This is a genomic window from Streptomyces virginiae (assembly GCF_041432505.1).
Taxonomy (GTDB): Bacteria; Actinomycetota; Actinomycetes; order Streptomycetales; family Streptomycetaceae; genus Streptomyces; species Streptomyces virginiae_A.
The window spans coordinates 8,808,914-8,835,541 of record NZ_CP107871.1; the positions used below are offsets into that span (position 1 = coordinate 8,808,914).

Annotated in this window: 24 protein-coding genes; 13 read left to right on the forward strand and 11 right to left on the reverse strand. The window is 67.3% G+C overall.

The window, feature by feature from the left end; all coding sequences use genetic code 11:
- Positions 1-20: 20 nt before the first annotated feature.
- Positions 21-563 (reverse strand): hypothetical protein, encoded by a 543-nt coding sequence (locus tag OG624_RS40640; protein ID WP_371640740.1) that lies wholly within the window; start codon positions 561-563, stop codon positions 21-23.
- Between OG624_RS40640 and OG624_RS40645 the strand changes: the two genes are divergently transcribed.
- Positions 550-2,664, forward strand: coding sequence for a hypothetical protein (locus OG624_RS40645; RefSeq protein WP_371640741.1), 2,115 nt, complete (start codon positions 550-552; stop codon positions 2,662-2,664). The two genes, OG624_RS40640 and OG624_RS40645, sit on opposite strands and share 14 nt — an antisense overlap.
- Entirely contained in the window at positions 2,661-3,137 is a 477-nt protein-coding gene (locus tag OG624_RS40650; RefSeq protein ID WP_371640742.1) for a hypothetical protein, read from the forward strand. The genes OG624_RS40645 and OG624_RS40650 overlap by 4 nt, the downstream gene beginning before the upstream one ends.
- 338 nt (positions 3,138-3,475) lie before the next feature.
- Here OG624_RS40650 and OG624_RS40655 read toward each other — a convergent pair whose 3' ends face one another.
- Positions 3,476-4,222: a GNAT family N-acetyltransferase gene (locus OG624_RS40655; protein ID WP_371640743.1), complete on the reverse strand. Its 747-nt coding sequence runs from the start codon at positions 4,220-4,222 to the stop codon at positions 3,476-3,478.
- Positions 4,223-4,455: 233 nt separating this feature from the next.
- On the opposite strand from OG624_RS40655, the gene OG624_RS40660 reads away from it, so the two are divergent.
- Both OG624_RS40660 and OG624_RS40665 read left to right on the forward strand, forming a co-directional pair.
- Positions 4,456-5,589 (forward strand): hypothetical protein, encoded by a 1,134-nt coding sequence (locus OG624_RS40660; RefSeq protein ID WP_371640744.1) that lies wholly within the window; start codon positions 4,456-4,458, stop codon positions 5,587-5,589.
- The gene (locus OG624_RS40665; RefSeq protein ID WP_371640745.1) at positions 5,582-5,803 is read left to right on the forward strand and encodes a hypothetical protein; all 222 of its coding nucleotides are present in this window, start codon (positions 5,582-5,584) and stop codon (positions 5,801-5,803) included. The genes OG624_RS40660 and OG624_RS40665 overlap by 8 nt, the downstream gene beginning before the upstream one ends.
- Before the next feature lie 49 nt (positions 5,804-5,852).
- Here OG624_RS40665 and OG624_RS40670 read toward each other — a convergent pair whose 3' ends face one another.
- Complete coding sequence (locus OG624_RS40670) at positions 5,853-6,383, reverse strand: DUF6233 domain-containing protein (RefSeq protein ID WP_371640746.1); 531 nt, start codon at positions 6,381-6,383, stop codon at positions 5,853-5,855.
- Positions 6,384-6,506: 123 nt separating this feature from the next.
- On the opposite strand from OG624_RS40670, the gene OG624_RS40675 reads away from it, so the two are divergent.
- The 6 genes from OG624_RS40675 (at position 6,507) to OG624_RS40700 (ending at position 11,304) form a co-directional block, all read left to right on the forward strand.
- Entirely contained in the window at positions 6,507-7,295 is a 789-nt protein-coding gene (locus tag OG624_RS40675) for a hypothetical protein (RefSeq protein ID WP_344550314.1), read from the forward strand.
- 154 nt (positions 7,296-7,449) lie between these two features.
- Positions 7,450-8,898: an NF041680 family putative transposase gene (locus OG624_RS40680; protein ID WP_371640747.1), complete on the forward strand. Its 1,449-nt coding sequence runs from the start codon at positions 7,450-7,452 to the stop codon at positions 8,896-8,898.
- Between the two features lie 24 nt (positions 8,899-8,922).
- Entirely contained in the window at positions 8,923-9,348 is a 426-nt protein-coding gene (locus OG624_RS40685; protein ID WP_371640927.1) for an AAA family ATPase, read from the forward strand.
- 142 nt (positions 9,349-9,490) lie between these two features.
- Positions 9,491-10,603 (forward strand): reverse transcriptase domain-containing protein, encoded by a 1,113-nt coding sequence (locus OG624_RS40690; RefSeq protein ID WP_371640748.1) that lies wholly within the window; start codon positions 9,491-9,493, stop codon positions 10,601-10,603.
- A 64-nt stretch (positions 10,604-10,667) separates the two neighbouring features.
- Positions 10,668-10,985, forward strand: coding sequence for an ATP-binding protein (locus OG624_RS40695; protein WP_371640928.1), 318 nt, complete (start codon positions 10,668-10,670; stop codon positions 10,983-10,985).
- Entirely contained in the window at positions 10,975-11,304 is a 330-nt protein-coding gene (locus tag OG624_RS40700; protein ID WP_371640749.1) for a hypothetical protein, read from the forward strand. Before OG624_RS40695 ends, OG624_RS40700 begins: the two co-directional genes overlap by 11 nt.
- Positions 11,305-11,349: 45 nt before the next feature.
- Here OG624_RS40700 and OG624_RS40705 read toward each other — a convergent pair whose 3' ends face one another.
- The 4 genes from OG624_RS40705 to OG624_RS40720 all read right to left on the reverse strand — a co-directional run bounded on the left by OG624_RS40705 (position 11,350) and on the right by OG624_RS40720 (position 15,527).
- A complete protein-coding gene (locus OG624_RS40705) occupies positions 11,350-11,625 on the reverse strand; it encodes a hypothetical protein (protein ID WP_371640750.1) in 276 nt (91 codons plus the stop codon).
- A gap of 260 nt (positions 11,626-11,885) precedes the next feature.
- Positions 11,886-12,395: an SMI1/KNR4 family protein gene (locus OG624_RS40710; protein ID WP_371640751.1), complete on the reverse strand. Its 510-nt coding sequence runs from the start codon at positions 12,393-12,395 to the stop codon at positions 11,886-11,888.
- A gap of 6 nt (positions 12,396-12,401) precedes the next feature.
- Positions 12,402-13,612 (reverse strand): IS3 family transposase gene (locus OG624_RS40715; protein ID WP_371640752.1). Its coding sequence is split into 2 segments (ribosomal slippage): positions 12,402-13,366 and positions 13,366-13,612, totalling 1,212 coding nucleotides; the frame shifts between segments, so codons are not numbered across the junction.
- Between the two features lie 328 nt (positions 13,613-13,940).
- Positions 13,941-15,527, reverse strand: a complete 1,587-nt coding sequence (locus OG624_RS40720) for a trypsin-like serine peptidase (RefSeq protein ID WP_371640753.1) — start codon at positions 15,525-15,527, stop codon at positions 13,941-13,943.
- Positions 15,528-15,952: 425 nt separating this feature from the next.
- On the opposite strand from OG624_RS40720, the gene OG624_RS40725 reads away from it, so the two are divergent.
- Positions 15,953-16,882, forward strand: a complete 930-nt coding sequence (locus OG624_RS40725) for a hypothetical protein (RefSeq protein ID WP_371640754.1) — start codon at positions 15,953-15,955, stop codon at positions 16,880-16,882.
- A 5-nt stretch (positions 16,883-16,887) separates the two neighbouring features.
- On the opposite strand, the gene OG624_RS40730 is transcribed toward OG624_RS40725, so the two are convergent.
- Positions 16,888-17,678, reverse strand: a protein-coding gene (locus tag OG624_RS40730) for an IS5 family transposase (RefSeq protein ID WP_371640929.1) whose coding sequence is annotated in 2 segments (ribosomal slippage) — positions 16,888-17,363 and positions 17,363-17,678 — 792 coding nt in all. Because the reading frame shifts where the segments join, the coding sequence is not laid out codon by codon here.
- Positions 17,679-18,359: 681 nt separating this feature from the next.
- Positions 18,360-19,337 (reverse strand): recombinase family protein, encoded by a 978-nt coding sequence (locus OG624_RS40735; RefSeq protein ID WP_442759690.1) that lies wholly within the window; start codon positions 19,335-19,337, stop codon positions 18,360-18,362.
- Between the two features lie 226 nt (positions 19,338-19,563).
- On the opposite strand from OG624_RS40735, the gene OG624_RS40740 reads away from it, so the two are divergent.
- Positions 19,564-20,646, forward strand: coding sequence for a protein kinase family protein (locus OG624_RS40740; RefSeq protein ID WP_371640930.1), 1,083 nt, complete (start codon positions 19,564-19,566; stop codon positions 20,644-20,646).
- 104 nt (positions 20,647-20,750) lie between these two features.
- Here OG624_RS40740 and OG624_RS40745 read toward each other — a convergent pair whose 3' ends face one another.
- Together OG624_RS40745 and OG624_RS40750 are read right to left on the reverse strand one after the other, a co-directional pair.
- Positions 20,751-23,789: a Tn3 family transposase gene (locus tag OG624_RS40745; RefSeq protein WP_371640756.1), complete on the reverse strand. Its 3,039-nt coding sequence runs from the start codon at positions 23,787-23,789 to the stop codon at positions 20,751-20,753.
- 439 nt (positions 23,790-24,228) lie between these two features.
- Entirely contained in the window at positions 24,229-25,452 is a 1,224-nt protein-coding gene (locus OG624_RS40750) for a DUF418 domain-containing protein (protein ID WP_371640757.1), read from the reverse strand.
- Positions 25,453-26,172: 720 nt separating this feature from the next.
- Here OG624_RS40750 and OG624_RS40755 point away from each other — a divergent pair.
- A complete protein-coding gene (locus OG624_RS40755) occupies positions 26,173-26,595 on the forward strand; it encodes a hypothetical protein (RefSeq protein ID WP_371640758.1) in 423 nt (140 codons plus the stop codon).
- Positions 26,596-26,628: the final 33 nt, after the last annotated feature.

Here is a 26,628-nt window from a genome sequence, read left to right on the forward strand (position 1 = left end):
GTGGGGCAACGGCCAGGCCGTCAGGGCCCGGTCGTATCGTCTCCCGCCCGGTTGGTGCTACGGGCTTCGAGGTAGGCGGTCCAGTCGGTGGCGGCTCGCTGTCGCCATTGGGCTGCGGTGACGGGGTGGAGGCCGAGCATCGGTCCGAGGACCGCTGGGGGGAGGTCCTGGGCGAGGGCGACCAGGGCGGTGGCGCGGGCCGGCCGGTTGGGGATGTGGTGGGTGGCCAGGCGGCGGCCGAGCACGGTGGCGGAGAGGTGTTGTGCGGGGCGGCTTCCGGGAAACAGCCAGCCCCGGGAGGAGTTCGCCGCCCAGTTCGAGGGGGCCGGCATGTTGGCGAGGTCGGTCAACAAGCCAGCCAGAGAGGAGGGTAGGGGGATCGGGGTGCGGTCGAGGGTCAGGAAGGTGTCCTCGCCGACGGCGGTGACCGCTTGAGTCGTCAGGGCGGTGATCCGGGTCAGGTGCTGGCCGAACAGCAGGAGGATCGCCCCGGCTCCGCGAACGTCGAGCGGCAGGTCGGCGTCGGTCAGGCACTGAAAAGGGCCTTCCGTGAGCATGAACATCGACGACATCGACGACGGCAACCTGCCTCCCTCTCTGCGTCGACCCAATCCCGTGCCCGACCCCGTGCCCGTCACGCAGCTTCGCGGTCTTCGCAAGGCACTCATCGAAAACCCGGTGAACTCGCTCGACGACAACGCGGTCAACGTCGTCACGGGCGGTGTGGTGGAGCCGATCCGGCTGCGCCAGATGGTCGAGGCACGGGGCGAGACAGCGGACTCCGGCCTGCTGCTCAACAAGCCGGTCGTGGGCGGCACCTTGTACGCGGTCGGGCAGCACCTGCGCTTCCTGGACCTGGACGTGCTGCCCGACTTCATCAACCAGCGGTGGGCACACCAGTTGCGCACTGCCATGGACGTGGAGCCCTCCACGACGGACCCGGTCACCTACGAGACGCTGGTCGACAAGGAGAGCGGAAAGCCGCTCGCGATGTTCGTCGTCCGGGTTCGGGACCGCAAGGCCCTGGCTGCCCTGGTGGCCGACAGCATGCGCAAGACGTTCCACGCCCAGGGCCAGAAGAACATCTACACCGACAGCGTGCTCCAGCAAGGCGTCAAGGAGCCGCTGACCCTGTTTCTGGTGCGCATCATCTTCGACGACGGAACCGAGGAGACCTACCTCGTTACTGGCGACGGGAACAGCCGTTTCGTCAGCATGTGGCTGGCCCGTACGGGAGGCGACATCGACGCGGCGATTGCCGCGTGCACGGCAGCCGTGATCGGTTCCGTGGACCGCCACGAGCCGCGCCGGCCGACCGACCTCCGGATCACCCGGGCGGCGGTGAAGGAGATGGCCACCCGTGTCCGCAACGGCCTCGCCGAGTCGATCCTCACCGAGGAGACCCGCCGGGAGGGCCACACCCTCACCTTCCCCGCCATCGTCGTGGTCGGTGCGCAGGCCGAGGACAACACGCCCCTGCCTGACCTGGTCGCCGCGCGGGACGATCTGGTCGCGAGTATCCACGTGCACGTCACCCCGTGGACCGACGGCGCCCAGCACACCCAGGGCATGCAGCGCGTCTACCGTCACGCCTCCCGAAGCAAGCTGATCACGAACTCCGTCTACGAGGTGCTGCTCGGCCAGGTCGGGCCCGCGGCGATGTACGACATGCTCAAGGTGCCTGGGCACCGGCTGTGGGCGTCGGCTCTTCACCAGCGGGTCGTGCTGGCCGGTCCGGGTGCCACTCAGATGAACATGCTCATCAAGCAGGAATTCGGGATGGGCAAGGCCGACCGGCAGCGAATCAGCGCTCACCTGGCCCCGATGGCTCTGTCCCCCTACAGGAGCTCCGAAAACATCGACCAGGCCATCCGCGCCTTCGGCAACGGCGGAACGATCACCGAAATGGTGTGGAAGCGATCCTGGGACCTGACGACCGGCACCAATCCCCTCGACGTCCTCGACGACATTCTCCAGCGTGCGGAGGCCGGTGAGCACAGCGCGATCGCCGAGCTGACGGTGCTGGGAGGCACCGCAGCGATGCTCGACGGCTACATCACCCGCGACCGCGGCTCCAAGCTCGGCGCCACCCGCGAGAGCGGCAAGGCCCCGTTCCGTGCCGTACCGAACAAGCTGCTGCACAACCTGGCGTCCACTCTCGGCGGGCTGCGGATGCTCCACTCCATCGCGTACGCGCACGTGGCGGCCGACCGCGCCATCCTCCCGAAGCAGTTCCACACCGCCGACCGTGAGATCGACGGCGTCCTCGTCCGTGACGGCGAGCCCCACCTGGACAAGGCCGGAGCGACGAAGACCATCGTCTACGAGTGGGACCTGGTCTATGCCTCGCACCCGGTGGAAGCCGAGGCCAGCATCGCCGCCGAGAAGCAGAAGCAGCGCGACGGCGGCGGCGCCGGCGATGACCTCACGGCCGAGGACGTCCGACAGCGACGGAATCTGGAGGGAGGCATCAAGAACGCCGTGAAGGCCGCGAACACGCTGGCCAAGATGGTCCCGAGCCGGAGCCGCGACGTCTTCGGCAGTGCCGAGGGTGTGCAAACCCTGCGCGACCAGCTGAAGAAGATCGACGAGATCCTCATCGCCTACGGCCCCCACCAGACGGGCCTGCTGGACCTGGACGAGGACGACGAGGACGACGAGTGAGCTCCGCTTCGATCCCCCGCCAGATCATTCGCCAGCTCACGCCCGTGCTCCGGACGATGGCCCCCTTGGTCGACGCCGCCGTTCTCAACGAGGACGGCGGGCTGCCGGCCCGGCTCACTTTGCGAGCCACACCGGAAGCTGTCCGGCGCCGCATCAACGCACCCAACGCGGTCTACATCGCCTGGGACGTCCGGTGCCACTGCCGCTACGTAGGAAGTGTGTGCCGACAGGAACGGACGGCTGTAGGTACTCGGCTCGCCGAGCACTACAAGCACAGTACTGACGGCCCGAACCGGCGGGCCCACTGGGCCCTGCTGACTGTTCTGCCCATACGATCCGACGCCCCACTGCAGATCGTCCGGGCGGCGGAAGGGTGGGCCGCCCGTCTCCTTTCCCCGCAGGACGGGACTGCCCACCCGTACATCGACATGGCCGAGCCGCCCGCCGTGCTCGCGGCGTCCATCGGCGCGTAGACACCAATTGTCCGGTCCCGGCTCCATGTCGGGACCGGATTCCCACAGAGCTCAATGCCGGGCCGTGGAGCTGGTATCCGCCGCCTGGATCTTCTGCTGATGCCTGGGCACGGCGGAGCTGACAAGCCGGCTGACCGTTTCCCACAGTGTCCGACGCCTGCAGTCAGCCGTCGGAGCCGCGGTCGAATCCCTTGAGGACCGGCCGCACAGGGAGCACAGTCCGGTGCCCGGGTGCGCAGTCGACGGCGGGTACGACGCCCCGGCTCGCGCTCCACGACCGACCGCGGCCCCGGACCGATGCGGTCCGGGACTCGCTCGCGTGGGGCGCGGCAACGAGGTCAGCGCGCCGGCACGGGCAGGACGCCCCGGATAGCCAGGTGCCGCCCGTACGGGGTGGCCATCGGCGCCATCTGAACGCCGGTGCGCAGCGGCTTCACCGAGAACTTGAAGCCCTTGAGCGGGCCGTGGCAGATGATCCCGGCCGGGGCGGGGATGCCGATGCCGTCGGGGGAGAGGGTGAAGCCGAGCCTCGCGTAGAAGTCCGTCAGCTCCGGCTCGTGCGTCGCGTACAGGACAGCCGCGCCCAGCTTCCCGGCCGGGTACGAGCCGGCCGCCTTCTCCGCTTCGGCGACCAAGGCGCGCGCGATGCCCTTGCCGCGCCACTGGTCGACCACTGCGAGGGAGTCCAGGCACGCGACCAGACCGGCGATGATGTGTGCGTTGGGCGACCCGAGGAGCATGGGGTGGGTGAAGGCCCATGTCGCCGGCAGCGCGAGCATGCCGCCGACCAGGGCTCCCGACGCCGAGTCCTCCACCACCCGCGCGTACGTGAGCGGCTCCGGAGCGAGGCTCTGGTCGATCACGGATGGAAGAGCCCGCCAGGAGCCATCGGGGTTGTCCGGGTCGGCAAGCCGGATCACCGGCTCCAGCGAGCCCGTGTCGGCGTGGGTCGCGTCCCGAATCACGATGCCGTCCGGCAGCTGCGGGGCTCTCACCGGGATGATGTCTCCCGGCTGCATACCCGACCGGTCGGCCGTAGTGGGGGCGGCGTACATGCGCTCGCCCATCACGTTCCCCGAGTACATCTGCTTTGTGTCCCTGCGTGCCGGATTCCCCGATCGGCGGGCGCCCTTGCGCGCCCCGTTCCGCTTCCCCACAGCGTTCCTCCCCTTGTCATCGCACAATCTCCCCACCGCGGCTCCTCGTTCACACCCCGCTCCGGCAGGCAGCTTGGGCCCCAGGGCCTCTCCATCGTCTGCAGGGCCTGAAGTTCGCCGAGACAGGCTCACGATGGGTACGAATGGGTGATGATGACGCGGTGAGTCTGGATCTGAGCAACTACGAGCTGACCTGGCCCGCATCACTGTTCGTGTCCGAAGGCGAGCGCGTCATCACATCGGCCGGATCGTCTTGGGCGGACCGCGCCGAATGGCTCATGACCGAGGCTCTGTCGGGGTCGACGGCACTGGCGGACTTCGGCGAGATGCCGAACCACAACGAGGTAGATCCCTGGGGCGGCACCGCCTCTGGATGGGGCCGGTCCGCGCCCGCGGTGATGACGAAGCACGAATGGTTCGCCGAGCTCATCAGCCGCGCCTCGGAGATCCGGCCCGCAGCCGCGCCCAGGCCGTACTGGCCGCAACGGCAGGGCCGCGGCCTGTCCATCGACGGCAGCACCGCGCGTGATGCCCGCCGCGACTTCGCGAGGATCATCGGCGACTTCGTGGACAACGGCTACCTGGTCGAGCACTTCGGTGAGGAATGCGTGGACGACCCCAACGCGCTGCCTGACGCCTCCGCGCTGATCGAGCGGCGCCTGGGCATTCCGGGCCTATGGCCCCTGGCCCCGGAGACTTGGGACGAAGACACCTTCTACGGCCTGATCGAGGTCCTCCACGACCTCGTCAGCCGTCCGCGGATGCGGAAATTCCACAACTGGAACAGCTGCGGCTGGCACCACTCGGAGTTCCACAACGGGCCGGCCCGCACCCTGTACCGGGCAAAGGTCAACGAGCTCCTCCGCGCAGCCGCCATCCACTACGAGCTCGCCATGGAGGGGGAAGACCTCGGGCGCCTGGTCGCCCTCACCGACGACGCCCGCAGCCAACTCGTGCACCGCGCCATCAACGACAGCCCACCCGACGTCACCGCCGACGTCCGCCACGCCATCGCGCTCTACCGGAGCCGGGACGCCTCCCCCGAGAGCAAGCGATCGGCCATCTTCAACCTGGGCCGCGTCCTCGAAGAGCGCCGCGCCCTGATCAAGGACCAGCTAGGCAAGGACGAGGGCGCCCTCTTCGAGATCGCCAACCGCTTCGACCTCCGCCACCGCCGGGCCGACCAGCGCGGCGAGTACGACGAGGCGTTCCTCGACTGGATCTTCTGGTGGTACCTGGGCACCGTGGAGCTCACCAACGAGCTGATCAGGGCAAGGAGCTGCGCAGATGGCTGACGGTTCAGGCTCGGACCAGGACGTCACCTACCGGGCGCCTATCGGCTGCGTGGACCTTCGGGCGTTCGACGACGAGGGCAACGCCTACGAGATCCATGCGTGCCACGACTGCCTGCCGTGGCACGCCGAGGTCGTGATCGTCGACGGCGAGATCCTCGTCAGAGAGTGGCACGTCGTCGGGTGCCCGCAGTTCAAGGAACTGATCGAAGACTAGACGGGGACCGCCTGCCGCCCCACGCCGTTGTGCGCGGCCCGCTCGGGCTTCAGTCCTCGCCGTCGAAGCCACGGTCGAAGCCCTTGAGGACCGGGGCGAGTTCGGCCGCAGCTCCGCACAGCGAACACAGCCTCGTCCCCGGGTGCTGCGCCACGTCCAGGGCGTGCTCCAGGGTGAGCACCGGCGCCCCGGCCGGCGCCTCCGGGCAGTCAACGGCGTGGACAGTGCCCCGGCCCGGCCCGCGGCCGCCGGCCTTCGCCAGCACCCAGCCGGACGGGCGGCGCGGCCCCAGCTCCCGTTCCACGAGCGAGGGCGGCTCCAGGTACTCCACGGGCACGTCGTCGTACGAGACGCCGTCCAGGGGCTGCACGTGCTGCGGCGCGCGTACCCAGACCCGGTACTCGGCCGGCTCCACCGTGTCCCCGGGGCCGTTGCGGTACGCGGGGAGCCCCACCTCGTACAGCCAGCCGTCGCGGACCTGGCGCTTGGACCTCAGGCGTCCGACGACGTCCTGGTCCCCGGGCAGCAGCACCCGGATGGGGGCTGGCACCGGCTCGGAGGGGGCGGAGGACGACGTCATGGGGTGCCGGTAAGCTTGAATTTTAACCTCGTACGCTGATTTGAGGATGTCTTGCTCTGCCCATCGGTGTGGAAACCCAGCCCCGACGCACGGTCGCCCTCCGGTGTTCCCTAGCCTCCTCCCATGAGCATCGGCGTATACATCCCGGAGTACGTACAGGACTGCGAGTTGGTCGCGAGCGAGGACCTCGCGCGAGACCCCGCGTTCTGGCTAGCTCATGTCCTGTTGACGATGGGCGATCCCGGCGAACCAGCCGAGCCATACGGGGTGGACACGTCAGCCTACGAGGAAATGGTGGATCGCCTCGGTGACCCCGAGCAGCCCTGGCCGGTCTTGCGGGTCTGCTTCGACGGTGGCCATACGGTCTACGCCGTCTATGCCAACTGGGACGACCAGAACAACGTCGACTACTTCATCCGCCATCCCAAGTGGGGGCGCCTCGGCTTTCTCGGTCAGTGCGGCGCCGACGAGGCCGGCCCTGGCCTGTCCTGGACGGAGCTCCTCACCCTCGCCACGAGCACACAGGAAGGCACCGAGGGTTTGACCAATCCATCCGAGCGCCTCCTACTCCTGCTGCCCATGCTCGGCGACGCCGACATGCCCGGCGAGGCGTGCGACACCGTGGCACGCGCACTGTCCCACTGTGGGATCCGCGCGGAAGCTGCTAGCGATTTGGCCGCGGTCCTGCTGGGGGAACAGGACCCGGCGAACGGACCCCGGTGGACGCCGACCGGCGACAGCCCGATCGCCGTGTGCTCATCCCCGTACAGCCCTCGCCAGGTACCCCTCGCCCTCGGTATCACGCCGGACCAAGCCCAGGCTCTGGCCACCGCCCTCAGCAGCCCGGTACCCGGGCAAGAGGAAGTCATGGAATACCAGCGGAACGAGCACTCGGCGGGCAGACGGTCCTGAATCTGAACTTGTTCAATAGTGTCTGACCTCGAACGATGCCCCCGAACGTGATCCCCCGTACGTGGGTTCCTGGGACGTGAACGCGGCCTTCGCTTGATCCTGTGCTCCGACCGAAGAGACACCTGGCCAGCACGAAGGCCGTGGGGGAACGAGTTTGCTGCATCACGATGTCCAGCGGGATGCGTTCGCTGTGTCGTCACACTTCCGGGACGATTTCTATGCGTGTCTGACCTCCCGACGTGACGAGCTGTTCGAGCTGACCGACGCTCTGCTCTGCGCCGAAGGGCCGGTGACCGCGCCGGTGGACCTGACGCTGCTGGCCGAGCACCGCCGTGGGCACGGCGCGCTGTATGACGCTCTCAACCATGGCCGCATCGACATCGACGGGCTGCGGCGGACACTGGCTGCGCTGCCCCAGCCGAGGGCGGCCGATGACCGTCTCGTCCTGGCCGTGGACGTGACCAACTGGCTGCGGCCGGATGCCGAGTGCAGCGCGGACAGGCTGTTCTGCCATACCTTCGGCCGTGGCCGGGACCAGCATCTGATGATCCCGGGCTGGCCGTACTCGTTCGTTGCCGCTCTCGAATCGGGCCGCACCTCCTGGTGCCAGCTGCTGGACGCCGTGCGGCTCGGTCCCGAGGACGATGTCGCCGAGGTCACCGCCCGCCAGGTCCGCCGGGTAGTCGAGGACCTGATCACCGGCGGACGCTTGCGCGAGGGCGATCCCGACATCCTCATCGTCTTCGACGCCGGCTACGACGCCCCGCGCATGGCCTACCTTCTCAACGGACTGCCCGTCGAGGTCCTGGGGCGCATGCGATCGGACCGTGTCATGCGACGGCCGACACCCACACAACTGGAGTACGCCTTGGCCTATCCCCAGGGCGGCCGGCCACCGAAGCACGGCAAGGAATTCCGTTTCGCCAAGCCTGCCACCTGGGGCGACCCCGACGCGGCGACCATTCAGGTCACCGACCGCTACGGCACCGCCCGGGCGATGGCTTGGGACCGCATCCACCCCCGCCTCACCACCCGCTCCGCGTGGATCGACCACGACAGTGAACTCCCCATCATCGAGGGGACACTGATCCGTCTGGAAGTCGACCACCTGCCCGGCGGCGGAGAACCGCTGCCGCTGTGGCTGTGGTCCTCCGCCACCGGCATGGCCGGCCCCGATGTCGATCTGCGCTGGCAGGCGTTCCTCCGGCGCTTCGACCTGGAGCACACGTTCCGGATGATCAAGCAGACCCTCGGCTGGACCCGGCCGAAGCTCCGCACACCGGAAGCTGCGGACCGGTGGACGTGGCTGATCATCGTCGCGCACACCCAGCTCCGTCTCGCCCGGCCGCTCGCCGAGGACGTCCGCCGGCCTTGGGAACGGCCGGCAGAACCGAACAGGCTGACCCCGGCCCGGGTCCGCCGCGGGTTCAGGAACCTCCGCCCGCACCTGCCCTGCCCGGCCCGTGCTGCGCCCAAACCCACCCGGCCCGGTCCCGGCCGCCCACTCGGCTCGAAGAACCAGAGGCCCGCCACCCGCTACGACGTGGGAAAAACCGTCCGGCGCCCCGAGAGCACCATCGAACGTGACCGGATCAGACCATAAAGCACAAGGTCAGGGATCACCGTCCTGGCGGGCCCGAATGGGACGGGGAAGTCGATGCTCCTGGGAGCGCTGGCCCTGCTCACAGGCTGCCGCTTCAGCAACGGCGGCCTGCCGTTCAATCTCAGTTCGATCAGCCGTGAGCTGGCCTCGGGGATGGAGGCGCAGTGGTCCACATCTCGGGAGCCTGAGAGCCGCCTGTTCGTCTCGCACCTGGGCAACTCGCCAGAAGGTCCGGATGCCCTCCTTGAGGGCATGGACGGGCCAAACCGCTTGTTTCTGCTCGATGAGCCGGAGGCCGGCTTGCACCCGGAGGCCACCAGGCTGCAAGTGCAGTGGATGTACGAGAGGGTCGCACAGGGATGCCAGTTCGTGATCGCCACCCACAGCATGACCCTCGCGTCGCTGTCGCGGGCCCGGCACATTCGCTTCCGCCCGAACAGACCCCTGTAGGCGGCGGTCCGTTCCGTACTCCACGACGCCCCCGGACCAGGTCGACAATCCCGCCCGCGCGGGCCCGTCTGCCTGCCCTGGGCGTCGAAGCCCGAAGCTAAGAAGCCGTGCCAGCCCCTTCCGGCACTCGCCCCCCCTGGTCTTGGAGCCGATTTTCGAGGCCGACTTCTACCCGTCGAGCTACGGGTATCGGCCTGGTCGTCGGGCCCAGGATGCCATCGCCGAGATCCACCGCTTCACCCGCAAGCCGTCGACCTACGACTGGGTCGTCGAGGGCGACATCAAGGCTTGCTTCGACAACGTCGACCATCATGTCCTGATGGACCTGGTGGCCGAGCGCATCAAGGACCGCAAGGTCCTGCGGCTGGTCAGCGCGTTTCTGCGGGCCGGAGTCGTCGAGTTGCACGGTGGATTCGCGGAGACCCTCACGGGCACTCCGCAAGGAGGAGTCGCCTCTCCGCTGCTGGCCAACATCTATCTCTCCGTTCTGGACCGGCATTTCTCGCGGATCTGGAACACCGAGATGAACCCCGGAGCACGTCGGCAAGCCCGACGGCGCAAGGGGCTGCCGAACTACCGCCTGGTGCGATACGCCGACGACTTTGTCGTGCTGGTGCACGGCACCAAGTCCGAGGCCGAGACACTCAAGGCGGAGATCGGTGAGCTGCTGGCCCTCAAGCTGAAGATGACTCTCTCGGTCGAGAAGACCCACATCACCCACATTGACGATGGCTTCGTCTTCCTGGGCTTCCACATCCAGCGAAGGCCCTTCGGCGACGGCCGTCGCGTCGTGCTCACCATTCCGTCCAAGCTCGCCTTGGCATCTGTGATGCACAAGATCAAGAAACTGACGGGGCGAAGCACGACCTCGCTCTCGTTGGAGGAGGTGCTGCGGACGGTCAATCCGGTCCTTCGGGGCTGGGCTGCCTATTTCCGCTACGGCGCATCCAAGAGAACGTTCTCCTGCCTCGGCTGGTACGCGTGGTGGAGACTGCTTCTCTGGATCCGCTACAAACACCCCCACCTGACCTGGAAACAGCTGCGGCGCCGCTATTACGGGGCCGACCGCATCACCGAGGGCGGGATGGTCCTCTACAACCCGGCGAAGATGAAGGTCCAGCGCTACCAGTTCCGCGGAGCGCAGATCAGCACGCCATACAACATCGACGAAGTCGATCCCGACGGAGCACGTTTCCGCCGGACGAACCATGACGATGTGGCCTTCGTCGGCCAGGTCAGCGAATACCTCGCCTGACACATCGGATCACGTGGAGAGCCGGATGCTCGGCCAACGGGCACGTCCGGTTCGGCGGGCGGGGATGGGAAAACCGACACCGGAAACGGTGCACGGCGTCCCGTCCCCGACCCAACACCTCCCGCTACCGGGCGACGGCGCTTCGGCCCTCTTCCAGGTGATCAACCAGAGGTATCTGAAGTCGAGCACGATCCTCACGACCAATGTCGGAATTGCAGATTGGGCAGGCGCCTTCGGCGACGCGACCGTCGCCGCCGCGATGCTCGACCGGCTGCTTCACCGAGCCGCCGTAGTCGGCATCGATGGCCCGTCCTACCGCCTCCGCTCGCACCAGTCCCACTCCGACAACCTCCGCAAAGGGGTGACCGGACGTGCTGGTTGAACTCCGGGCCTGCCCCATCTGCTGGACCCGGTTCCAGGTCAACCCCCAGGCAACCCGCCATACCTACTGCACCCCCCGCTGCAAAGCCGAAGCAGCCAGGCGACGACGCCGTGAACGCGACGAAGCCATCGACACAGCGGAGACCGACGTGGTCACGCGGCAGTCGCCGGCACCCACACCCCTGACGCCCACAGCTATCCGCAACTGCCCGCACTGCGACAAACCCGTCACCATCGTCGCGCTTCTCGCCACCCCCGAGGCCGCGCGGCCCACCATCCCCGCAGCAAGTCCCGACGTCATCCCCATGCGCCGCAGCTGAGCGACCGCACGTCACTGACCTTGTCGGCCCCAGGCGGCGGCAGGGTCAGCCGGCGTTTCCGAACGAGGCGCCGATGTTGTTCCACATGAAGGCGTCCTTCCAATCCGGGCGTGCCTTGGCCCAGCCGCTCAGGGCGACGATCACCTTTTCCTGGGAGATCGTCCGGGTCTGGTGGTGCTCTGCCGCCGTCCCGTCACGGAACTCCAGCTGATAGGTGTTGTCATCCCTCAGCCACACCTGCACATACCAATCACCGGCTGCCTCGTCGTCGACTCGCTCGACGATCACGAAGGCGTTGCCCCGGCCGAGGTTCGCCACCATCCGACTCAAGGCCGTGGGCCCCGGATTCCTCACCTGACGCCCGTGCTCGTCTCTCGCTTGAAGCATGGCCCGATCATCCCCCACAGCTCTGACACCCGTCGAAGAGCAACCACGTCACGCCCGCGCTCGCTCCCCACGTTCCCCAGTTGGTTCACTCCGTGAACCAACTGGGGCGAAGAGTAGCTCTGAGGAAAATTCGGGCTGTGACCGCGCTTCCGTGATGACTACGCCCCTTGCGGCTCGTTCATGTGGACGCCCGGTCAGGCGGACTCGAAGCTGGGTGTCGCGGGTCCGATGTTGCCCGCTTCGTCCATGAACTGAAGATTCGTGACGAAGTTGAGGACGAAGGCGGTGAACGGGCCGTCGAAGGTCACGCAGCTGGATCCATGCACCGCTGTGACGACCTTCCATCGGTTCGGATCAGGGCTGCACGGCATGAAGAAATGCTCATCCCCGCCGAAGTCGTACCCCCAATAGATGAGACCGTTTTCTTCAGGGTGGAACGGATGAGGAATATCGTCCGGGCGCCGCTCGCGGGACCGGCTGATGCGCTCGTGTATCTCGCGCATGCGCGGCAGGAGCGGGGTCGAGCCTTGGGGGTGGAAGACCATGAGTTCTTCGGAGATGATGCCGCTGCCATAGGCGTCCATGAACGTCTTGTAGTCACTCGGCAGCGACGAGCCGAGGTGGTTTTCAACCTGAGCCCAGTCGCTCGGCGAGTGTGCCCTTGGTGCAGGCTCTCCCTGAGGTTGATCCCGGGGAGTGGACACCGGTTTTCATGCGACGAGTGACAGCGTACGTGTAGTGATCAGCTGCTGTTCGTACTCGGCTGGTGTGAGGTAGCCGAGCGCGGAGTGGCGACGGCGCCGGTTGTAGTACGACAGCCAGCGGAACAGCTCGAGCCGGGTCTGTGCCTTCGAGGTCCAGCGCAGTCCGTGGAGCAGTTCGCGCTTGAGGCCCTGGAAGAACGACTCGGCGAGGGCGTTGTCGTAACTCGAGCCGACCCTGCCCATGCTGCGGAGGATGCCGTGCCGCAGGCAGACGTCGGCGAAGGCGGCCGCACTGTACTGGGCGCCCCTGTCGGTGTGGAAAACGACGCCGCGGACCCGGCCTCCGCGGGCGGCCACGGCCATCTCGATCGCGTCGGTGACCAGCGAGGTCCGCATGTGATCCGCGATCGACCAGCCCACGACCTTCCTCGAGCAGATGTCGATCACCGTAGCGAGGTAGAGCCACGTCGAACCGACGGCTGTATAGGTGATGTCGCCGCACCACCTGGTGTTCAACGTGTCCGCGGTGAAGTCGCGCATCACCAGGTCCGGCACGGGCGCCGCGGCCCTGTCCGCGATCGTCGTCCGCTTCTTCCTCCGCAGATGCCGGCCGACGATGTGGTTGTTCCGCATCAGCCGGGTGACGCGCTTGCGGTTGATCCTGTGCCCTCTCGCCCGCAGCTCGGCATGGACGCGCGGGGCCCCGTAGGCGCCGTGATGTTCGGCGTGGATGGCACGGATCTCGTTCACGGTCCGTGCCTCGTCGGCCTGGCGCTCGGCGCGGACCTGTGCGGTGGCCAGATGCCGGTAGTAGCCGGCGCGGGACACCCCGAGCACCCGGCAGATCCGCTTGACGCCGAAATCGGCGCGGTTCTCGGAGATGAAGTCCCAGCGGAGGGGTCTCACTTCACCTCCCGCGCGAAATAGGCGGCCGCCCGTCGCAGGATCTCGCGCTCCAGACGCCACTCCTGCTCAGCCTTGAGCAGCCGGGCGTTCTCCTCCCGCAGCCGGGCAAGTTCCTCCGCCGCGCTGACGCCCGCGTCACGGCCGCCGGACGTGTCCGGGGCCTCATCCTTGCGGACCCACGTCCGCAGCGACTCCGCGGTGATCCCGAGATCCGCAGCCACCGAAGCGTACGTCCGCTTCCCGGCCGCGGCCCGAAAGAGCGCGACCGCGTCCCTCCTGAACTCCTCCGAATACGGAGACCTGCGTCCCACCTGGACATCCCTCCCTGGACCAGCAAGATCCATTGTCAGGGTGTCCACTCCAGAGGGTCAGCCTCACTGGTCGCTGAGCCCATGTCCCCGGACACCGCCCGCATCCGGGCAAGGCGGTACAGCGCGGTTGTGTCACTGAGGTTGTCGGCCCGTCGGGCCAGGGCGTCAGCGTCCTCCAGATCCCCGGCACTCTCTCTACTTCGGGCCAGGAAGCGCCGTGTGTTTCGGTCACCGTCGTGGGCGGCGGCCTGCGGCGCTGACCTTGGGCCGAGGAGAGTCCGCGGGCCGTCCGGGGCCAGCCTGCGGACGTATGTGCCTGTTGGGCTGCTTATGCGGGTGGGGCGATCATGATTTCGGTGCCGAGGTTGTTCATGCGGGTGTCCTTGTACATGGTGGTTTCGCCGTCGGACCAGCGGATGATGAGGTCGTTGGTGAGTCCGTCACCGGTGTACTGGCCGGTGGTCATGATGACGCTGTGGGTCCAGGTCTTGTTGGGGCCGTGGATGGGCTGTTCGGTGCCGAGGCCGCCGGTGGTGGTGCCGACGTAGTTGTTGAGTGCGCCGCTGGTCCAGCGGACCATGAGGTCCCATTTCTGGTTGCCGGAGTACTGCCCCGCGGTGAGAAGGGTGGCGTCCTTCCAGGTGCTGTTGGGGTCCTTGAGCTTGTATTCCTGGCCCATGGTGCCGGTGCTCACGTTGGTGAAGAGGCTGAGTTCGCCATCCGACCAGCGGACCATGAGGTCGGTGACGTAGGTGGTGGCGTTGAAGCGGCCGGCGGCGATCTGGGTGGCGTGGCTCCAGATGGATCCGGAGGCCGCCATCTCGGTTCCCCCGTCGAGGCCGTGGGAGCCGACGTCGCCGTGGAGGGTCATCCGGCCGTCGTCCCAGCGGACCATGAGGTCGAACTGGTTGGAGCCGGTGAAGTCGCCGGCGGTGATGGTGGCGGCCGGTTTCCAGCCCGCGTTGGGTGCCAGGAGCTGCCGTTCGGGGTGGAAGCCGCCGTTGCCGTCGCCGGGGTAGAGGGTGACTTCGCCGTCGGTCCAGATGACGAGCAGGTCGCTGTGGCCGGTGCCGGAGAAGTCGCCGGAGGCTATCTGCTTGGCGTGCTTCCAGGTCTCGCCGCTGCCGGGAAGGACGGGGCCGTCCGTCGGAGGCTGGTAGTCGGGCCGGTGGACGTTGTCGGGCCCGATGCCGTTGTTGGCGTCGTTGTAGAGGTCCTGGGCGTCCTTGCCGTAGAGCGGCGAGTACGAGATCCAGTGGACGTCGCCGCCACCGCCCATGCCCCCGACGTTCCCGATCACCTGTCCGGTGCGTGCCGAGGCGTTGTACCCCTTGATCCATGGGCCGCCGGAGACGCCCGCGTGGTACCCCTTGCATTCCATCTTCATCTGGCGGAAGCCGTGGAGCCGGCTTGTGGGGACGTCGCACGTGATGGCCTTGTGCGTGTTGTTGTTCTCGATGCTGTCGGGGTACCCCACGACGGTCACGTTGTGATCGTATGAGGTGGTGGGCGTGAAAGTCAGTGCCCCTGTGACGTTCTCGATCTGGCCTCTGGCGTTCGGTGCGACCACGGCGAAGGCGAAGTCCAGGTCGGAGAGCGGACCTCTGGTGGCCTTCCCTTCGGGGTAACGGGGGTCCTTGTAGAGCACGTCGACAGGGAAGACCCCGGACGGCTGTGTGCCGGCGGGCAGGCCGTAGCGGTACTGCGGTACGAAGATGCGGTGGGTCGCGTTCTTGAGGCCGTTCGCGCAGTGGCCTGCGGTGAGCACCAGGTTCTTGCCCTTGCTGCGTACGACGCTCCCCGAGCAGTAGGTGCTCTTGCCGTTGAGGGCTTGGCCGTCGAAGAAGAACGTTCCGACCATGGGCAGCCCGTCGAAGTGCCTCGCCTCGGGGGTGCCTGCGGGGGCGCCGGCCAAGTCTCGGGCCGAGGGCGAGGATGAGCCTGATGACGGCTTCACTGCCTGTGCGTCCACGGGCTGGGCCTGGGCCATCCGTTCAGCGGTCCAGTACGCCTCTTCGGCGGAGACGGAGCGGGAGGGAGAAGGGGAAGCCGACGGGAGAGCGGCTCGGGGGGGCGACGCCGAGGGTAACGGCGTGGTCTGCGGTGGAGATGCCGCCGGGGGGCGGGGTAAGGAGGGGGAGGAGGAAGGGGAGGCCGGTATCGAAGCGGTCGGGGTCGGAGTGCCCGAGGCCATGGCGGCAGGGCTGGCGAGTACGACGGTCGTGATGCTGAGGGCGAGTGTGGTCAACCATTTGGATCTCAAAGAACTTACTTCCTGAGCGAGGCGATAACGCGGAAAACGAGACGTAATAGTCCGCCAGTTCGACGAGGGGGCAGACTATGCAGCAGCTTGAAAGATCGTCAACGGAGATGAAAAGGGTTCAAATGAGCGTGAACTGGATGAGGGTCGGTCTGGCCACCTCGCTGACGCTGCTGCTGTCCGGGGTGTCAGGCGGCGCCTTAGCGGCGCCCCCTGCGGACCCGCCCCGGCCCATGCCCAGTGGTGCGGAGCTGCCTGTGACGCCGGGGGAGCAGATCAGCATTTCGACCAAGGCGATGGTCTCCGGGGCCGCCCGGAACGGTGTCCGGGTGGTCTCCCCCGCCTTCGCGGCGGAAGGCACCCTGCGCATGGACGACCGGCTCCTCACGGCAGTCGTGACGGTCTCCTGCACGGCCGCCGCCGGTTCCTACCAGGTGCGGTTCGCCTCACCCGCGGGCGAAGAAAACGTGCCCGGGATCGACCACCTGTGGGGGAGCGTGCGGGTGGCCCCAGTTGAAGCGGCGGAACGGGAGGCATGCGAACGGCGGGTGGCGGAACTGCCGCCGGTCTCCCAGGAAGAGCACTGGCCCGAGGACATTGGATGGCCGGCGACACCGTGGGACGTGCGTTCCGTGCGGCCCGGGGAGCGGATGACGGCGTCGGACGGCGTCGCGATGGCAAGTGACGGGGAGGTCACTCTGTCGTCTCCCGCCTTCACGCGGTCGGTGGTGATGCACGGTGCGAAGCTGGTATCGGCCGTCGTTCAGGTCCGGTGCGACGCGCAGCCGGGGCTCTACGTCGTGCGCTGGAACGAGCAGGGCAAGTCGGCGAAGATTTGGGCCCGCTACAGGGTGGTGGACACAGCCGCCCCGGGCTGCCAGGACCCGGTGGTCACACCCCGGGCGAGCGCGGTCCGGTGGTCGGCTCCCTGGCTGCTTGGCGGCGCCGCGGCTCTGACCGCAGCAGGCGCAGTCGGATACGCCTACCTCCGGCGCCGTAAGAGCTCGTAACACGATCATGAGGCGGGTTTGTTGAGGCGTCGCCAGCAGATGAGGCTGCAGGCGAGGGAGACGAACGCGTCGTGGAGTTCGGTGCGGCGTTCCCATCGGACGGCGAGCCGTTTGAACTGGTGAAGCAGGGCGAAGGTCTGCTCGACGACGTAGCGGAGCTTGCCCATGCCCTTGATGTTCGGGGCTCCCTTGCGGGAGATGACCGGCAGGATCCGGCGTTTGCGCAGCTCATCGCGGTTGGGGTTGGAGTCGTAGCCCTTGTCTCCGAGCAGGGCCTCGGGGCGACGGCGGGGCCTACCTGGCCGGCCCGCCACGGGTGGGATGCCGTCGACCAGAGCGAGGGTCTGGGTGACGTCGTTGACGTTCGCCGCGGTCGTGATGACTCTCAGCGGGGTACCGCGTCCGTCGCAGATCAGGTGGTGCTTGCTGCCCGTCTTCCGCCGGTCGACCGGCGACGGACCGGTGTCGGCTCCCCCTTTTTCGCCCGGATGTGGGAGCCGTCCACGCATGCCCTGGACCAGTCGAGACGGCCGGCCGCGTTCAGCTCGGCGAGCAGGATGCGGTGCAGCCGGTCGAAGACCCCGGCCCGCTGCCACCGCTCCAGGCGCCGCCAACAGGTCTGCCCCGAGCCGAACCCCAGCTCGGGCGGTAGGAGTTGCCAGGCGATGTCGTTGCAGAGGACATACAGGATGCCCTGCAGACACAACCGGTCCGCCACCGGCCGAGGCCCAGGCGACCTCGCCGGCCAGGGCGGCAGCAGCGGCTCGATCAGTGCCCACAAGTCATCGTCCACGATCCACGGCCGAGTGCTCACACACTCACGAACGGCCGAATCATCACACCGGTTACGCCCGACCAGGGCATCTCACCAAGATCCTGTTACGAGCTCTAAGGCTTCCCGCTGACGCCGATGGTGCGGTGCCACTGGTGAGGAATTCACTCAACCCATCGCGACGCGGCGGGGCTCAGCGGAAGCATTGCCGCCGCAGGATCGGAGTTCGGCATTTCGGTTTTGACTATGGCCGAAAAAGCCTGAGTCATGTCTCGAACGCTCCACAGCGTTTAGTGAATCGCTCAACTAAGCGAGACTGTCGGATGCTGGTCTAAGGAATACAACTCGCAATATGCCGTGGGGGAGGCGCGTTGTTCATCAGGTGACAGGAGCGTGCTCGGCAATCAGCTCAGCGCAGTCGGGTGACGCTGATGCATAGAAGGGAACCGCTGGTGACAGGCATCTTTCCAAGCGGACGGAGAAACCCCCGAAGCGTCCGCCCACGTCCGGACCGGGCTGGCCCCCGTCCTGGATCCGCCCGAGACCCCCGAACCGGCCTGCTGACCGTGTGCGTCCGGGTCCTTCAGGCCCAGGACCGTGTCGACTTTTACGCCGAGCTTGCCGTGTCGTCCGCGAGTACCTGGACCGCTTGAGTCGGCCCTGTTCTCGTATAGCTACGGCCAGGTGGCGTGTAGCTCTGGGTAGCTACACAGGGCTGCGGTCGCGCTGCTGAAGGGCGGCGAAGTCAGCGTGTGCTGTCTCGACGGCCTCGGGGTATGCCTGGGTCTTCTCGTGTTCGGCGAGGGCCCGGTAGATGCTGGCGACGGACGGGTGCTGTCCTTTGCGCTTGCCGGTGGGGATGATCAGGTCGGGCTGGATCTGCTCGACGGACTCGCCGAGCGCCTTGCGTCGCAGCACGGTGTGCAGCATGTCGTCGGTGATGACCGGGGGCCGGCCGCCGTACTTGCCCTTGCGGGCCGCGGTCTCCAGCCCTTCCAGCGTCGACTCCCGGATGTTCTCCCGCTCCGTCTCGGCCATCGCGGCGAAGAAGCCGAACAGCAGCTTGCCGGGGCCGGTGGGGTCGTAGATGCCGGGCAGCGGCCCGGCGAGCATCTCCAGCACCAGGCCGTGCTCGGTCAGATGGTCCGCGAGGGCGGTGAGCTCTGCCGCGTCGCGTCCCAGCCTCTTCATCTCGAACACCGTGAGGATGACCCGGCAGTGCGGGGCGTGCGCCTTGATCTCCCGGGCGGTCTTCAGCGCCTCCTCGAACTGGGGGCGGGCCTTGATCCGGGTGCTGATCTTCTCGCTGAAGATCTTGTCTCTGCCGATGCCGTGCTTGGCGAGCGCGTCCAGCTGCGAGTCGAGTTCCTGGCTGAGGTGCGAGCAACGGGCGTAGCCGATGCGGATGTCCGCGCTGGGCAGACTGGGGTCGATGGCCGCGGGCACCGGCTTGCCGGGCCGCCAGGGCTGCCCCGGCCCCCGGCTGGCCGGGGTCGGCACCCGCAGCTCCTTCGCCAGCTTCGCCACCTTGGTGAAACGCCCGGTGTGGTACGCGCTCGTGACCGCCCCGCTGCGCGAGCGGCACGGAGAGCCGGGGGCGGCCTTGCACTTCGGGCACGGATGACGTTCGACGAGATCGGCTTCGGACTCAGGTCCGGCGGAAGATTCTTGAGGGGCCGTCATGGACCCGGATTTTCGCACAACGCAAGTCGCAGAACCCCACTCCCGCCATTTTTGAGCGCGAACGGGTTCTGAGAGCCGATCAGCTTCCCGGCGATCTCCATCAGGTCCTATTTGATCTTGCTCGGGCAAAGGGTCGTTTGTGAGAGTGGCTGACCTTTTCAGCGTAAGGTCGGTGCCGTTCGTCGAGGATTGCCGAAGCCCTGGTTCGGGCACCGAGGAGCTGTCGATGCTGGACCGGGATGTGGTGCGCGCCGCGCGCCTGGCTGGTTACGGGACCGTGAGTACTCAGCTCTCCTTGATGAGTGACCACCGGCTCGGGGAGGTCGTGGCAGCCGCTACTCCGCTCGGGTCGGGCATCGGCGGCAGGTCGGCAGAGCTGGACGTCAACGGAACGCGCGTCTTCGTCAAGCGGATCCCTTTGACGGACACCGAATTGCGCCCGGAGAACGTGCGGTCGACGGCGAACGTCTTCGGACTGCCGATGTTCTACCAGTACGGGGTGGGATCGGCCGGGTTCGGTGCCTGGCGGGAGCTTGCCGTGCACACCATGACCACGAACTGGGTTCTCGGCGACGAGTATGCGGGGTTCCCCTTGATGTACCACTGGCGGGTTGTGCCTGACTCCCCTCCCGAAGGATTCACCGACGAGTTCGGGGGCCTGGAGGGGGCCGTTGCGCATTGGGAGGGATCACCCGCCGTTCGTGACCGGCTGGAGGCCATCGGCCGGTCCTCGTGCAGCCTGGTGGTCTTCTTGGAGCACGTGCCGCACACACTCGCCGGATGGCTGGCCGACCACCGCAAACGCGCCGTGTCGGAAGGCGGGGACGGCTCGCCCTTCCGCTGGGTGGAGGAAGCTCTGATGGACGGAGCTGCCTTCATGAGTTCTCGCGGACTTGTCCACTTCGATGCTCACTTTGCCAACGTCCTGACCGATGGCCGCCAGCTCTATTTCGCTGACTTTGGGCTTGCCCTGAGTTCCCGCTTCGACCTTTCGGCGGACGAGTCCAACTTCCTCGCGGACCACCTCGCGTACGACCGCTGTTACACAGCGAGCCACCTGCTCCAGTACCACTTGCTCGACGGCGTGCGCGGTGACACGGAACGCGATGTCTTCCTGCACGATTGGATCGCGGGCCGGCGACCTGGCGACGTCCCGCCTGAGATCACGGGCATCATCGACCGGCATGCACGCCCTACCGTCGTCATGGACTCCTTCTTTCGCCGTATGTTCACCGAGAGCAAGCAGACCCCGTTCCCAGCCGCGGAGATCGAGCGGCAGTTGGGCGCTGGTGCCACGACCCCGAGCTGATCCACGCCCTCGGCTGTCCGGCATCGGCTGCCACGGCCGCTGCCTGCCGACGGGTCTCTCGGCGCACATTCCCGGGCTCTACGCTCATCCGGCAGTGGCTCGGGTCACCTTGTAGATGAGGCTTCGCTCTGCGGACTGCGTGAGCCAGGCACTGTCACCGCAGCTGCGAGTTCCAGGTCCAGGCGGCTGTCCATATCGAGCTCGAACCGGCCGTACGGATTGACGTGGGTCCAGAACAGCGGCGACAGCGCCCGGCGGTCCGCGTCGGTGAGCTTGTCCGCCCACTTCGGATCGGCCAAAACCTCCTGCATAAGCAGCGTGTTGACGTGTACCAGCGCGGACTGGAGCAGGTGTAGCGCGAGCATGCTGACCTCCTGGGATTCCTTGTCCGCACCGGCCAGGTCGCCGTCCTTGCCGTAGAAGAGGTCCTTGTTCGCGGAGTTCCAGTTCTCCACCACCTGCAATCCTTCGTGGATCTCCTGGCGCATCTCGACGTCGGCGAGGTAGTCGCAGACGAAGGAGGTCCGCACTGCCCGGCCCAGCTCCTCGATCGCCCGGTACGTCGGGTGCTTCGGGCCTCCCCGGGTAAACCGGCGGAGGACCTGCTCGGCCTCGGCGGTGCCCAGGCGCAGGGCGGTGGTGTACTTCACGATCTGGTCGTACTGCTGGGCGATCAAGTCCCAGTCGATCGTCTTGGTGGACAGCACCGGGCCCAGGTTCGGCCAGTTGTCGTCCTCCCCGGCCGCCGGCCGGTACAGCTTCGCGGAGCCGATGTTCTTCAGCCTCGGCATCAGCTTGAAGTCGAGCATGTGGGCGAAGGCGAACCCGACGATGGAGGCACCGTGCGTGTCCGTGTACTGCCGGTCCACCTCCATGTCGGTGCAGTGCCGCAGCACGCCCTCGATCATCGAGGCGACCTCGGAGGCCGAACAGGACTTCAGCTGCGAGTAGATGCACACAGATTTCCGCTCGACGTGCCAGTAGATCATCACGCCCGGGCCCCGGTAACGCTGGTGCCACTCAGTCATCAGGTTCGAGGACCAGGCGCCGAACTTGCGGCTGTCGGAGGCGCACGCGGTGCCGGTGCCCCACCACATCTCGTCCCGGACGGCGAAGGTGGCGTTCACCAGCTTCCGCAGGGCCGCCCGCATGTTGGCGCGGTTGACGAACAGGTGCCGCACCCGTCGCAGCGTTGCCTCGCTCTCGCCGTGCTTGCCAGTCACCGCGACCCGCTTGATCCCCATGTTCGTGCCCAGGCCGAACAGGACCAGCAGCAGCCGGCGCCGCAGCACATCCTTCGACAGCATCTCCCTGGTGGCCACCGAGGTGAACTCGGCGATGAAGTCCGTGTCGAACTCGGCGTACTTCAAGATGTCCAGCAGGTCGATGGTCCCCCAGCGCCGCTCAATCTCACCCTTGATCGCCACCAGGCTCTCCGGCTCCTCCTGCTTGCCACGCGGGGAGACTCTGATCCACGGCTCGCCGCGCTTCTTGACGATCGACACCCCGCCCGTCGTGCCCTCCTCCAGCGCCCGCTCGAAGCGGTCCAACGAAGTGCGGAGCCTGCTTTGCAGGGCGGCGATGAACTCCCCGGCGTCCTGCGGCTGGCCCAGCGCGGCGTAGTGCACGTCGCGGTTGTCCTCGAAGTCCGCCGGCAGGTCGTCCTCGGGGTTACGCCACCGGTTCGCCCCCACCACCCAGATCTCCCGGCGCCGCACCGCGTCCCGCAGTGCCACCAGCACGCACAGCTCGTACGGGATGCGCTCGACACGACCCTTCTCGTCCACCACCGCCGCCCGCCAGTGCTCGGGCACCACCCCTGCAAGCGGGACGTTCTCCGCCGGATCGAAGAATGCGCCCTCCTTCAGCGGCTGGTCCAGGTAGCGCTGGAGCAGGTCGATCGCGTCCATCACCGGCCGGTATGCGGTGTTGTTGCACTTCAGCTCCAGCGCACCCAGCAGCGGCGAGAGCATCCGCCGCCAGTGCGCCGAGTACGACGACCGCAGCACGGTGCGTACCCGGGCCTTGTAGCGGGCCTCGTTCGCCGCGGCCTCCGCCGCCAGCGCCTTGAGCGTCTTCTCCCCGCCGACCACCGGGAAGATCACCCGCCGCACCGTGCCGGACGGCTCCGACAGGGCCGCCTCCGCGACCCGCAGCAGCATCGCCTCCTTGCCGCGGACCTTCTTCAGCTCCGCCCCCAGCTCCTTCTCGACCTTCCGCTCCGCGCGGGTGTTGATCTTCAGTACGAGCTGGATGAACAGGTCCACCAGCGAGTCGGTGATCTCCGTCTGCCGCACATGGCACAGTGCGGCCAGCAGCGTCAGCCGCCGCGGCGGCTTCATCCGCTCCAGGTTCGCCGGGTACTCCTTCGACGCCCGCGCCCGCCACGCGTCCACCAGCTTCTCCGACACGTCCGCGAACAAGTCCGCGGGTAACTCCAGCCACCGCACCCGCTTCAGCTTGTTCACCTCCGCCAGCAGGCTCTCCAGCCCCGGCGTCCCCGGGTCGGCCTTCAGTTCGGCGAAGTGCGACCGCCCGCCGCGTGACACCGCGCCCTCACCGCCCGCTCCCTCGCCCGTCTCGTCCTCGCTGCCGGCGACCAGATCCTCCAGACGCGAACGCGTCGCGTGTGAGATCCGCTCCACCCTGCTGCGGCAGAACTGGGTCTCGAAGTCCTTGACCGCCTTGCCCACCAGCCGCCCGACCTGCCCCGGGGCCGGCGGCTCGATGTGGTCGTTACGGCACCGGGCCACCACCGCCGCCGCAAGACGATCCCGCGACAGCTCCACCGGACATAGTTCAGCGGCCAGCCACTCGGCCAGCCGCTCCTGGTCCTCCTCGGTGTTCGCCCGGAACCCGTACGCCTCCCGAATCTCCTTGCGGTGCCGCTTGATCCGGTCGCCTTGCCAGTCGTAGTCCGCCCACGCTCCGGCGGGAACCTTCACCTGATGGGCCACGTAGTCCACCGCTGCCACGGGCATCTCCTTGGCGGACTCCGGAAACCGTGCCTCCACCTCGAAAAACTTGAGCAACAGCGCGAAGCCCAACCGGGTCGCCCCGGATTTGTTCCGCACCCGCTTCATGTCGTCTTCGAGCAGCGTCCAGACCTCGATCAGGTCTTCCGGCTCCCAGTCCTGCCGCACCCGTGCTCCCTCGCCCAACCAGATGGATCACCACAGAGTGGCCAGGCGGAACCGGAGCGAAGACCAGAAGTGCACAACTATTGCCAGACAATTACTCAGAGCTACACGCCACCTGGTCGTAGCTATACGAGAACAGGGCCGAGTCGCGCCCGGAGGGGCTGACGATCGGCGCTGCTGGCCATTCCGGTCCCCTCTGGGGGCCTGTCGCGCGCTCTGGCTGCGGGATGCTCTCGTCAGTGGCGTCCATCAGGGCCAAGAGCCAGTCGACCATGCCCGCGGACGCTCCCGTGCAGGCCTGAGCACCAAGATCCGCCGTGCGGCCGACGGCCGGGCCCGCCTCCTGGCCTTCACCATTACCGCAGGCTGTACTGACCGGTCGCCTTCGCGCCCTGGCCGGTCTCGCTGCTGTGGCGGGATGCGCAAGGCGGTGGGGTGCGCGTCACCGGGAGGCTGCTGGCCGGTCACGGCTGTCGTGGGGGAGCCGTGCGAGGGTGACCGCGCGGAGCAGCCATTCGACCGGGGCGTACCGGTATCGCGCCGTGAGCCGTCTGCTGAGGGCGAGTTGGCCGGCGTAGAGCACGAGTGCGCCGAGTACGACGACGGCCGGGCTGAGGCGGTCGTACAGGGCCAGTCCGTAGCCGGTGAAGGCGAGGGCCATGATCAGGGACTGGCTCAGGTAGTTCGTCAGCGCCATCCGGCCGGCGGGGGCGAAGACAGCTGCGATCCGCGCGCCGAGGTCGGTTTTCATGAGCAGGAGCATTCCGCAGACGTATGCGGCGGTGAGGGCGGGGGCCGTGACCGTTCCCACCATCGTGCCGAAGGCTGACCATCGCGGAGCGAGCGGGCCGATGACGGCCATGGCCATGAAGAGGCTGCCCGGCAGGCCGACGGCGGCACCGAGCAGGAACATGCGGCGCATCTGTGCGCGGTGGTTCCCCGTGTCGGCGAGCAGGCGCCGCTTGCCGCAGTGCAGCCCGACCAGGAAGGCCGTCATGACGAAGCCGCTCATCAGCAGCATGGCGAGAAGTTGGTCGGGCAGCTGGCCGATGTTGGCCCGCACGACGGACGACGCGTCGCCGCGGTAGTCGGCGATGAGCTCGGGCAAGCCTGCATGGAGTTCGGCGTCCGCTTCAGCTGTTTCGGCATCCGACATGAACAGGATCCCCGAGCTGAGAAGGAGGAGGAAGACGCTGAGGCATCCGTACAGGATTCGGGCGGCGCGAAGTGCCGCGCCGGGCGTGCAGTTGCGTGCCGCGACGAGGACCAGGCCGAGCACCGCGTACGTCGTGAGGATGTCGCCGGTGTACAGGAGCACGGCGTGCAGGACGCCCAGGACGAACAGGCCCAGCGAGCGGCGCAGCAGGCGGGGAACGGCGCTCGCGCCGGCGCGTTCGGCGGAAGCCAGCTGGAGGGTGAAGCTGTAGCCGAAGAGGAACGAGAACATCAGGTAGAACTTGCCGACCGCGAAAGTCAGGACGACACCCTCGACGGTCCGGTCAAGTGCAGAAGCCCCCGGATCGGTGACGGCTCCGAGGCCGTACGGACCGGCCATCACCAGCGCGTTGACCAGGAGGATGCCCATGAGCGCGAAGCCGCGCAGGGCGTCGACCTCCGGTATTCGCGCCGGCTCGTCTCCTCGTGTGTGCGCGGCTGTCAAAGACACTGCTTCCCCCAGGTGGTCGTGGGTGTGGGGGCTCCTGCCCCTGCCGTACATGTGGGCGGCGTGGGCGAGTGATCCTCGTGCGGAACTCGGCAGAGCTGACGGGAGGAGCGCCGCACCTTGGTCCGGTGACGGTAGCCCAGTTGAAACGCCGAGAGCTGAGAGGCACGGGTGGCCCGCAGAGAGGTCGAACAGACAATCGGATAGGCGTCAAGGTCGCCTGGATCGCGCCAACTTGACCGATCCGGCTATGCGGGGGAAGAATTGGGCCACCGAAAAACTGTTTTCCGACAGTCGCATGGCGCGACGTGCAAGTTTCGGCCGTGGCGCTTTTCGTTAAATGATTCCCGTTTCAACTTATCCGTGTCGGAAAGCCTGTCGGATTGCCCTCTGTGGAGGATTCGCCGACGTTTTCTGGACGTCATGGCCGATGATATTGGCCGAATGTGCGAGGGTAGCCCAGAAATACTTGGTGAATGAGCATGGATTCCTCAACGTCAAAGGATTCGGGGGCGTGTCACCCGTGATCTTGTTCACCGCGCTCGTCAATTGATCAGACGCAGAGCTGCGGGATACGTTCCTTGAGCACGCCCCGGCCGGACCAACCGGGTCGGATTCGGGGAGAATTACGGGGAAGAAGACCGCGGGGGCACTGGTTTTGCTTGGAACCATCGCCGGCGCTCCCGCATGCCTTCTTCCCCGGCTACGCACCAAGGAGTCTACGTGAAGCGCACTACTCTGCGCGCCGCCGGTATCTCGGCGATCGCCGCTGTTGCCATCGGAATCGCTGCGCCTGCGGCCAGCGCTGCCACTACGGCGCCGGTCCGGACTGTCGCCGCGGTTCAGAGCGCCGACGTCACCACCACCGGGGCGCCGGGCTTGAACATTGCCTCCCAGGCACCGGCTCCCTCCCCCGTGGATGTCGCTGCCGTGCAGAACGCTGCCGAGAACGCCAAGGGCAAGGCGTTCATCGAGCTGCTGAAGCGCACGGGCGGTCTGTTCGCCAAGGCCGTCAGCAAGGCCAAGGAAGGACACAGCGCGTTCAGGGAGTGGATGGGCAAGCAGAACATCGCCGTGAAGGCGGCCTGGTATCTGCTCGCGGGCGGCACTCAGTCGTGGGTCATCGACTACCTGATGAACCTGTAAACCTCTGTGCCGCCCTCCCACACCCTTCGGGAG

What these genes read in the sequence shown, in the direction of transcription:
- OG624_RS40665 (WP_371640745.1), top strand. Translation starts at nt 5,582, where the DNA reads ATGGCTGACGGTTCAGGCTCGGACCAGGACGTCACCTACCGGGCGCCT.
- OG624_RS40705 (WP_371640750.1), bottom strand. Translation starts at nt 11,625, where the DNA reads ATGGTGGCGAACCTCGGCCGGGGCAACGCCTTCGTGATCGTCGAGCGA.
- OG624_RS40655 (WP_371640743.1), bottom strand. Translation starts at nt 4,222, where the DNA reads ATGTACTCGGGGAACGTGATGGGCGAGCGCATGTACGCCGCCCCCACT.
- OG624_RS40740 (WP_371640930.1), top strand. Translation starts at nt 19,564, where the DNA reads ATGCTGGACCGGGATGTGGTGCGCGCCGCGCGCCTGGCTGGTTACGGG.
- OG624_RS40725 (WP_371640754.1), top strand. Translation starts at nt 15,953, where the DNA reads ATGCAGCAGCTTGAAAGATCGTCAACGGAGATGAAAAGGGTTCAAATG.
- OG624_RS40675 (WP_344550314.1), top strand. Translation starts at nt 6,507, where the DNA reads ATGAGCATCGGCGTATACATCCCGGAGTACGTACAGGACTGCGAGTTG.
- OG624_RS40695 (WP_371640928.1), top strand. Translation starts at nt 10,668, where the DNA reads ATGGGAAAACCGACACCGGAAACGGTGCACGGCGTCCCGTCCCCGACC.
- OG624_RS40735 (WP_442759690.1), bottom strand. Translation starts at nt 19,337, where the DNA reads ATGACGGCCCCTCAAGAATCTTCCGCCGGACCTGAGTCCGAAGCCGAT.
- OG624_RS40670 (WP_371640746.1), bottom strand. Translation starts at nt 6,383, where the DNA reads ATGACGTCGTCCTCCGCCCCCTCCGAGCCGGTGCCAGCCCCCATCCGG.
- OG624_RS40640 (WP_371640740.1), bottom strand. Translation starts at nt 563, where the DNA reads ATGTTCATGCTCACGGAAGGCCCTTTTCAGTGCCTGACCGACGCCGAC.